Source organism: Microcoleus sp. S13_B4, assembly GCF_036700885.1.
GTDB lineage: Bacteria > Cyanobacteriota > Cyanobacteriia > Cyanobacteriales > Microcoleaceae > Microcoleus.
Genome location: NZ_JAUBPU010000067.1, coordinates 20,832 through 29,930 on the forward strand (window position 1 = coordinate 20,832; position 9,099 = coordinate 29,930).

A 9,099-nucleotide genomic window follows, 5' to 3' on the forward strand; every position below is an offset into this window, starting at 1 on the left:
TAATACTGGAGCTACTAAAACAATGACAATCTCGCAGAAATTACCTGTACCTAGCAGTAAGCTGTTTGTTTGGGTATTTATTCCCTACTGCATTAAAGGACAAGAGTTGAGCAGCGAAGAATATGACAATCCTGCCACTCATCAGGAACTAGCAGATGTCTTTGCAGAACTCGGTTTAAAGTGGAAGTGGCAGCCGATTACGTTAGAGAATATGCACACAGTTATAGAGGAGGTGGCAGATTCTAGTAAAGAGTACATTCCATTAGTGTTAAACTTTTGTGCTGGGGATGAAGATCCTAACTATCCTGGCACTTGCGTCATCAAACTACTGGAAGCAAAAGGCATTCTCTTTACGGGTGCAGATTCTACCTTTGATTATCTCTGCTCATCTAAACTCAGAATGAAGCGTGCTTTTGTTGAGGCGGATGTAGCTACGGCTCCCTACGAAGTCATTGCAGACCCTAGCCACGTTCAGGGAGTTTGCGAACGTCTTGGCACTCCTCTAATTGTAAAACCAGCGATGTCTATGGGAAGCCGAGGGCTTTCTTTACAGTCGGTTGTCGAAAGCGATGAACAAGTGAGTAAACAAGTCCAATGGCTGCTCCAAGGACAGCACGGGATGCAATTCCCACCGGACAGCATCTTTGTGGAACGGTTCATCAATGGTCGTGAATTTACAGTCTTCCTGTTAGGTTCTACCCAGCAGCCAGAGAGCATCAAAATCTATCCACCTGTGGAACGGGTGTTTCACTCCAACTTGCCTGAAACTGAACGATTTTTGGCTTACGAAAGAGCTTGGGCAAAAGAAGAATCTTCTTTGTCATTGGGAGAACCGTTTTACCGCTACCAATTAGTTGCTTCTGATTTACATGATAGGCTTTGCGAATTAAGCAAGCACGCTTACTGTGCAGTTGGCGGTAATGGATATGCACGAGTAGATATACGCATGGATAAAGCCTCTCAAGAAATCTTTGTTCTCGAGGTGAATCCTAACTGTGGTATTTCTTCTATACCTCTGTTTGATTTCTCTAATCCAAGTGCAACATCAGTTGGCACTATCTTGCACCTTGCTGGCATCCCGTTTGCACAACTGATGTCAGAAATGATCGCTGAGGCTTTTGTTCGGCATTCTACCAAGTCGCCTTTGGTGAGCAAATCAGCGTGAGCTTGTATGGATAAAACCTTCTAAAGTTTAAGTTTTATTTGTCCTCAATTAGGTTCACTACCAGTTATTGATTTATGTCAGATTCTCAAACAGTTAGTGCATCATACCTGCAGGGTTGCTCTGAAGATTTAGGGAAAGGGTTTTGGCAGCAATGGCAGCAGTATCAAGATTATCTTCACCGTTGCTGTATTAAGTGGATGGGGGGGAATCCGACTGATGCTGAAGATGCCTTGAGTCGGGCGATGCTCAAGGCTTGGGAAAAGGTGCAAAAGTTTGCCGGGAAAATTAATAATTTTAAGGCATGGCTGACGACGCTGACTCGCAATCTGTGCGTGGACATTTATCGTGAACGCAGTCGGGGGGCGAATCGAGTTGAAGATATAGAAAGTTACGCATCTAGTGAGAAGCAAGGACTGCTACGGAGTGAGGATACCCCAGAAATTGCTTTGGAGACTGGCGAAAAAAGGATTGTGATTTGTCGTGCGATTAATAATTTACTTCCTCGGTTGCGCGAGACGTTTATCCTGCACTTTTATGAGGATTTGTCTTATCCAGAGATTGCCCAACGGCAAGATATTTCCTACCAGAATGTCTGCAAGCGTATTTCCCAGGCGCGGAAGATTTTGCAAGAGGAGTTGAGGGGATATTTTATCGAGGAGGAGGCGACGGATAGGGATAAATTTGTTCCACCGACAGCAACGGAATCGGCAATTGGGGAAATGCCCCAGGGGAATGTGCCAGTTGAAGCGATTGTGGGCGAGACGGTGACGTTATCCGTTGCGGTGGAGGAAGTGGAGAGTGTTGGGTATGAGGAATCGCAGGAGGTAGTGCGTGATGTGCAGCACCCTGAGTCGGTGATGGTTGCGGCAACTAATGATGGGAAGTTAGAAGTAAAGAGGGATGGTTGTCGGCACGTTGAGGCGGCGCTGGGTAAAAGGCAGCTTGCACCGATTTTGGCTTTGGCTCAATATGATGAAGAAACTGGACGTTGGGGGAATTCCTGTCTGGCGGTGTTCTTGATGCAACAACAGCATCAGGTGGGGAAAGTTGCGGGAGAGTTGGTGCGATCGTCCCGCTCTCCTCCTCAAAAAATTGGCAGAAAGACTGCTAGATGCTCCAAAAGAGGAAAATATTCCAGAAGTTAAAGAATCAGAACTGCGATCACTTTTCACTACACTACTACCACTTTAGGACTTACGCACTCGTAACGAAAAACTAAGCTTTTGCGATTACTTCGCTGCGCCCATAATGACGTAAAACCGTAGTCCGTGCGTAAGTCCTGCACTTTAATCATGAAGGAGTGATATGGTATTTTGTACGCCATTATAATGCCCCTATAGATACTGGTTAGAGCATTTTTTACTACATCTTTATTACCACCTTGACAAGGAACCGAATAGGATGCCAAAAAACGAAAAATTCATAAATAGAAGAGAGAAGACGTTGTATAGAAGAACAAACAGATTGATTAATATGGAGCAAATATGCCAAACATCACAATAACATTAATCAATGGGAATGGCACAGACAATATAAGTTTTGAGATAAATGGAAACTTAATTCCAATCGTGGTGAATATGGTTATAAACTTGCCCAATACCCCAGCATATGTTCAGATTGTGGACGGTGATCCCCAAGGTCAAGGTGCACCTCGAACCCGGCTAAGGAAAGTCAATGGAGATTTCTTTGATGGGGATTATAGGTGCGACATGAATACTCATGAAGACGGAATTATCTACGTTCATTTTCAGAGGATATTTGTAATAGAGGAAGGCGATCCGGGAGATGAAGTACTATATGGGCAAGTATCATGAGGTAGGAGGAGAAGGCGAAGCGAGGAGAAAACTAGACTCAGTGTTCGCTTTTCTTGTTTATGGAAAGCGAGTACTTTTTGATTGAGGAGACGGCATGGAGGAACGCGATTAGTAAAGTTTGGAGAAGAGGAAGCGATCGCTTCTCTTTTTTGTGGAAGGTGAGCGCTTTTTAGTTGAGATGGAGATGAAGGGGGCAATCGCTTTTTAGTTGAGTTTGAGGATGACTAAAAAAATTCAAAAATTTGATTTTAAAAGCGTCATTCTAGTGTATATATTCACTGACAACAAGTAAACGAGTCTTATGTTTTACCCTGGATTTGAAACAAAATTACTGAATTTCGTTACCACTAACGAAAGTTACAAAAGTCGATATGCAGAACTACCCTCTGCGGCTGATGATTCTGTGGAACTCTTTGAAGTAGGAGCAGGCGAAGTAGAAGCAGATCCCTCTACCAATGAGGAAGAAATCAAAAAGTATTACACCTTCAACCAAACGGGAAACATTATGATTTCATCAACTGCTGCCGATGAGAAAGACATTAGCCCAGAGGTAAAGAAGGTTTTCCAAAAAACAATTGTGTTTTTTGGCGCATGGACGGCAGCCCTTAGTAAAGCAGGAAAGAATCTCTATGACTATGAGGCAATAGGTACTATAATTGGCAAGTCCGGATTCTTCGTAAAGATGCACCAAGAAGACCGGACTTTTGATTATTCTTCTACTCAAGTGACACTCAACACTGCTATCATCAAAAACGTGCTTGGTAGCATAGACACCATGGGTGGTGCCCTGAGCATTGCACAGAAAGTAGTGGATAGCCTTGGGAGTGAGCTTCGGGTTGCTACGGAAAAATCCGAAACAACCAAGAAAATTGCTCACCTACTTTTCGTATGCGAAAACTTATTGGGATTACCAATTGTAAATATCTCGATCTTCTACACGTCAGCAAAAGAAGCCAGCTTCGTGACAGAAACGAATTGCCATGAAACTGTACAAAAGACAATTAATTTTCAGTACCACCAAGATGATTATATGTTTGTAGACCCCGATTACATTAATCAATTCAGCGATGATTTTAAGGCGAACCCAGAATATGAAAAATTGATCGAGCAATTAACAAAATATATTACAGGCTGATCCATAGTTATTTAGTCATCTAATTTGCAAGGGTACTCTAAGCCAACAAAAGGTTTTAGCCTCTAAATTATGCAAATATAGCACCACGAAGAAATATCTGAACAGTTAGAGTATTAGGATTGTGTTGACGCTTCATTCAAAAGCTGCACAAACCTAGCTTCGTAGTGTTAGAAAATGCGAGATAGCTTATCGAACCAGTTTCTTTGAAAGTGCGATCGCGCGATCACTGCTGCTTCCGGCAGAGCGCGCAAGCACGCCACACTGTTACGATGGCGAATCGGGAAATCCGCTGCTTTGACTGTGTTGTCACCTCGGAGGGTTCAATTTATTTTCTCTTTAAAAAAGGTATTCAAGGAAGACTTACACATTACAGATCTATTCTAATTGACATCTTCCTTAAGGCATAAGTTATCTTCGTAATGTGTAGGAGTTTATGGAACGATCTGACTTTTCCAACTTTACAATCCGACTTTCCCGACTGACGCAGGCAGAGTTGGGGAACCATGATGGAGACAAGGCAATCGCACTTCAGCCTGAGTTGATTTAGGAGTCAGGGGCGCGATCCCTCCTTGAGCCAGTTTCCCTATACTCGATACTCGTCCTCGCGCAACAGATTCAGGGATAGCTGCACTATCTTCTTGCAGTTCCTCTATCTAAAAGGCGATTGCCCGTCTCTGAGATGATGGCACTTAAAAATCCGAGAGGCGATCGCAATAACTCAAAACTAATCCAATCTTTTACGATACTTGTACCAAACTGACACTCTAGGAAATCAACATGAAAATTTGCGTTCTGCAACCTGACTATTCTAAATCAACAGTAGAAGCAGACTACAAAAACTGCGAACCGCCACGTAACCTTTCTCATCTACTACCACAAGACCAGGTAGACCATGTATTTCTCAACAAAGCGACAACGTATCGTCAGCTAAAAGATTTAAAGAAGCAAGGTTACGATATTTTTGTCAACCTCTGTACGGGATGTTTGGACTGGGATGTTCCCTCTATTGATGTAATCGTTGCCTTGGAGCAGCTTAATTTGCCTTACACGGGTCCGACTTTCGACCTCTACGATCCAGGCAAGGAGTTAATGAAGTACGTTGCTTACATTGCAGGAGTACGCACACCAGCATTTGTGAAAGCTGAAACGTTAGCTGATGTTGAGAGGGCTTGTCAAAACTTGCAATTCCCCCTGTTTGTTAAACCAGCAGCCTCATCAGACAGTCTGGGAATTGATCATCAATCATATGTAACAACAAAAGAGGCATTACAGAGCAAAGTGGCTGAACTCATAGCCAACTTTGGTCAAGTTCTAATCGATGAGTATATACCTGGGCGAGAGTTTACAGTCCTTGTGGCTGCTAACCCTGAAGAGCGCCGCTCTCCGATAACGTATAAATCTCTAGAGTTCGTCTTTCCGGAAGGAGAACAATTTAAAACCTACGATTTGAAGGTGCGACAACATCACCCAAAGCGTAATATTCCTTGTTCCGATTCAGAACTTGACCTCCGCTTGAGAGACGCTGCTAAGAATATTTTCTTAGCTTTTAACGGTGCTGGCTATGCTCGTCTAGATTTTCGAGTAAATGAGCAAAAAGAAGTTTTCTTTCTGGAAGTTAACTTTAACCCTTCTATTTTTTTTGAAGGAGGCGCAGAAGCATCGGCTGACTATATTTTAAAGTATGACGAGGTAGGTGCATCAAGCTTTCTCAAACATATTATGGCAGAAGGTATTACCAGATACCAACGCCGTCAGAAAAAATTTAAAGTATGTGGAAATGCTATTGCTGGCTATGGCATTTATGCGGTGACTGATTTGAAAGCTGGGGAAATTATCTTCCAGGGAGAGGAGTATCCAAAAAGGATTGTTACCCGTGATTATGTCCAATCCCACTGGAGTGCATCAGAGCAAGAAGAGTTTCGGCAGTATGCTGTTCCTTTGAGTGAAGAAGTCTTTATGTTTTGGGACGAAAACCCGGCAAACTGGATACCGCAAAACCACTCTTGCGAACCCAATATAGGCTACCGAGGACTCAATATATACGCGCTCAAGGATATTGCAGCAGGAGAAGAGTTAACCGTAGACTACGCAACAATCGAGAATGAAAATTTTCCAGAATTTCAGTGTCAGTGCGGGTCGCCTAAGTGTCGGGGAATTATTCGCGGCACACCTGGAAATTCTGTAACTCAGCGCCAAAAGAAGTTAAAGAATTCACAACTAAAAATAGAGATCGCTCATTCTCTATATCTGACTTGAATGACTTTACGAGAATAGGGGATAGTTGTCAATAGATAATTCACGTACACAGCCTATCCCTTTTTCCACAAGAAGTTAAGGAATGAAAAATAAATAAGGTGACTAATAGAGCAATAGTTTACCTTGGAGCAATGCTTCTGGGGTTTAATTGTGCAAGTTATTAATTTTTTATTCCTCCGTAATTTCCAGGTTTTCCAGAGAAACAAAAGAGAAGATAGTTATTCCTATACACTGAGAAGTTTTACCCGATTATCTCAAATTCACTGAATTTATTTGTTTTTCTGAAAGTAATTAATAAATATATTGCCTCTTATAGATGGCTAGCCCTCTTCCCTACGCTTCTGTAGCGATTTGCTCTCAAAATATTGCAGAGGGAAAGCAGAAAATGAAGAGGTTTTTAGAAGAGCATTCTCTCAATAGGGAAGAATATAGGTTTATATGTGAGGACTAAATTATTGGCTCTACAACTAGGAGCTAGGAATCTATTTACTTGCCGGTGTCGAGAAGCAAGGAAATCTGACAAATGAGACAGCCAGCGATGATGGCAGGTACATTACACTCTGTCAATGGTGTTTCTGATAAAGACCATAGCTACGCTCGCCAGAGCAAGAGCAACAGGATTTTCAACTGCTTAGCACTCACATTGAAATCCAAAAACGTCCCGCCTATTGTGGCATGGCTAGTATTGTGATGGTTCTGAATGCACTCGGCTTGATCCTGCTCGCTACCGCGTTGAGAAATATTCCAGACCAATGAAGTAACACATTTGAGAGTGGGATAATGATGACTGTAAACAGAGAAAATATAGCAAGTCTATTTGAGTCATGAATGTATAACCCCCTGAAACGCTTGTGATCATTGAATCGATTGTTTACAAATCAAATGGTTTTGCTATATTGGGCTACGGCTGGCTGGCAAGGTGAAGCTAGCCGATATCACTTTCTTGTTGTGGCTAGACGCTCGGACGAATTAATTAGGCATTGAGCCGACATACGCCACAAAGTCCCTGTTTTTCGTGTCCATAGAATGTCATTTCACGATGCCCCCATCTACCCGCCCTAGCTGCGTTCATCATCGCCGTGATTTCGGACTCTAGTCAATATTCCTGGTTACGAACTTCAGAAGATTTCTTGTTATTATTCGACTCTCTAGCTTTTAGAAGTTGAGCGTCTTTTTGAAACAACGGTGCAGTAGGCATCTTAAAAACCAAATGAGCCCAAACCCAGCACAACAGATTTATCTATAATATTTATCCATAATTTTTGAATTTGAGATCAGAAAACGCGCTCGTATAACTTTCCCTCAACGGGTTAAGACAGAAAAACCCGGACTGCCACCATATAGGCTATCCGGGCTTGAGTATACACGCCTGCATGAAGATAGAACGGCACGGCCAGGCAAAAATACTCACGCAACAGGAAATCGAGCTTTTGTTCAACAAAGGTTTGCAAACCTCATGTGATCGGGCGATGAGCTCTATAAGTCAAGAAAAATCAAAATAAGTCAAGAAAAATCAACCTAAACCAAGAAATCAAAATAAGTCAACAAAATCAGAATAAGTCAACAAAAGTCAACCTAAACCAAGCTAAAGCACGGTTTATCTACTGGTAAACCGGAAATAAATTATGGGCGATCGAGCTACCGCATCAAGCCGATCGCCCGCTTTACAGGTCCGCGTCACGGATTTTAGATTTTAGATTTTGGATTTTGGATTGGGAATAATCTCCATCGAACCCAGTCCAAAATTTACTGGGGAGTGCGGGCAATCGCTTGCTGTTAATTCGATCAATAGCGCGATTCCTTACTGGCTATCGGGGATAAATCAGGGGCGCTCAGTATGAGTTTTCATGAGCTTTCATGAGTTTTTATGTGCTTTCATCAGTTTTCCAATATGCAAAATTATGCAATTTCATGCAAAATTATGTCTTTTCATGATGTCCCATGAAAACTCATAAGCCGCTCAAAGCGGGCAAATTCTGCCGCGCCGACAACTGCCACAACCTCGCTCGGCTGCTGTCAGGTTTCCCGCGTCGATCAACGGTGCGAGTCGCAAACAGATTTTAGGGTGCAACACCAGGATCACCCGATCGGCTCGCCACAAGCCGCTGAAACTCTGCAAATTGCGCCTTGCCACAAACCGCCACAACTTCGGCGGATGTGAGCTTGCCAAAGTCGATCGCAGATTCCAAATCTTCCTCGATGGCCACAGCTACGGCCGGTGAGTTATAGCCGATCGCCTCTCGGATTCTGCGGGCAAAGTCGCGGGCGATCATCGGCGGGCCCAATAATTCTTGGAATTGCTGTTTTTCAGCTTAGGTAAGTGCGGCCCAGATGGCGGCGCGAGCGGTAGCAATTCTGGGCGAGCGGATAGAATCTCGGAATTGAGGAATCTAGCTGATGGTTTCTAAGTCCTCCGACTTTAACCACGTTGTATATCTGCCGTCAGGTTTGGTACAAGAAATCTCTGATCGACCATCTATTGCATTAACTACCAACTCCAAATCTTGTAGCTGATTATGGTAGCGAGTGCCAATGTACTTAACCCGCGTCCCCTTGATAAATCCCGCAGTTACCAAAAGTCTGAAATTATCAAACTCGTCAACGGTCAACGCCGCCCTAACTTCCTTTCTCAGTTCTGTTTTGTCTTTCAGCGCTCTTGTAACTTGAATGGCCAGCGATCGGTCAAAATTGGCGATCACCTTTCTGATTTGTTCTGCAAATTCTACGGA

Annotated in this window: 7 protein-coding genes and 1 pseudogene; 6 read left to right on the forward strand and 2 right to left on the reverse strand. The window is 43.2% G+C overall.

Annotation, left to right across the window (positions count from 1 at the left end):
* Positions 1 to 22: 22 nt before the first annotated feature.
* The 6 genes and pseudogenes from QT994_RS23740 to QT994_RS27940 form a co-directional block, all read left to right on the forward strand.
* Positions 23 to 1,165 (forward strand): ATP-grasp domain-containing protein, encoded by a 1,143-nt coding sequence (locus QT994_RS23740; RefSeq protein ID WP_333178897.1) that lies wholly within the window; start codon positions 23 to 25, stop codon positions 1,163 to 1,165.
* 74 nt (positions 1,166 to 1,239) lie between these two features.
* Entirely contained in the window at positions 1,240 to 2,310 is a 1,071-nt protein-coding gene (locus QT994_RS23745; RefSeq protein WP_333178901.1) for a sigma-70 family RNA polymerase sigma factor, read from the forward strand.
* A 339-nt stretch (positions 2,311 to 2,649) separates the two neighbouring features.
* Positions 2,650 to 2,979 carry a hypothetical protein gene (locus tag QT994_RS23750; RefSeq protein ID WP_333178904.1) on the forward strand — a complete coding sequence of 110 codons (330 nt, stop codon included), beginning with the start codon at positions 2,650 to 2,652 and terminating at the stop codon, positions 2,977 to 2,979.
* Between the two features lie 301 nt (positions 2,980 to 3,280).
* Positions 3,281 to 4,114, forward strand: coding sequence for a hypothetical protein (locus QT994_RS23755; RefSeq protein ID WP_333178907.1), 834 nt, complete (start codon positions 3,281 to 3,283; stop codon positions 4,112 to 4,114).
* Between the two features lie 777 nt (positions 4,115 to 4,891).
* On the forward strand, positions 4,892 to 6,370 hold the full coding sequence (locus QT994_RS23760; RefSeq protein ID WP_333178911.1) for an SET domain-containing protein-lysine N-methyltransferase: 1,479 nt from the start codon (positions 4,892 to 4,894) through the stop codon (positions 6,368 to 6,370).
* Between the two features lie 618 nt (positions 6,371 to 6,988).
* A pseudogene (locus tag QT994_RS27940) lies at positions 6,989 to 7,126 on the forward strand (phytochelatin synthase family protein); the annotation flags it as partial.
* A 1,304-nt stretch (positions 7,127 to 8,430) separates the two neighbouring features.
* Here QT994_RS27940 and QT994_RS23765 read toward each other — a convergent pair.
* Positions 8,431 to 8,643, reverse strand: coding sequence for a hypothetical protein (locus QT994_RS23765; protein WP_333178914.1), 213 nt, complete (start codon positions 8,641 to 8,643; stop codon positions 8,431 to 8,433).
* Between the two features lie 117 nt (positions 8,644 to 8,760).
* The coding region (locus tag QT994_RS23770; protein WP_333178917.1) for a hypothetical protein at positions 8,761 to 9,099 on the reverse strand (339 nt) is incomplete at its 5' end.

Coding starts and splice junctions, on each gene's coding strand:
- QT994_RS23740 (WP_333178897.1), top strand. CDS start 23: ATGACAATCTCGCAGAAATTACCTGTACCTAGCAGTAAGCTGTTTGTT.
- QT994_RS23745 (WP_333178901.1), top strand. CDS start 1,240: ATGTCAGATTCTCAAACAGTTAGTGCATCATACCTGCAGGGTTGCTCT.
- QT994_RS23750 (WP_333178904.1), top strand. CDS start 2,650: ATGCCAAACATCACAATAACATTAATCAATGGGAATGGCACAGACAAT.
- QT994_RS23755 (WP_333178907.1), top strand. CDS start 3,281: ATGTTTTACCCTGGATTTGAAACAAAATTACTGAATTTCGTTACCACT.
- QT994_RS23760 (WP_333178911.1), top strand. CDS start 4,892: ATGAAAATTTGCGTTCTGCAACCTGACTATTCTAAATCAACAGTAGAA.
- QT994_RS23765 (WP_333178914.1), bottom strand. CDS start 8,643: ATGATCGCCCGCGACTTTGCCCGCAGAATCCGAGAGGCGATCGGCTAT.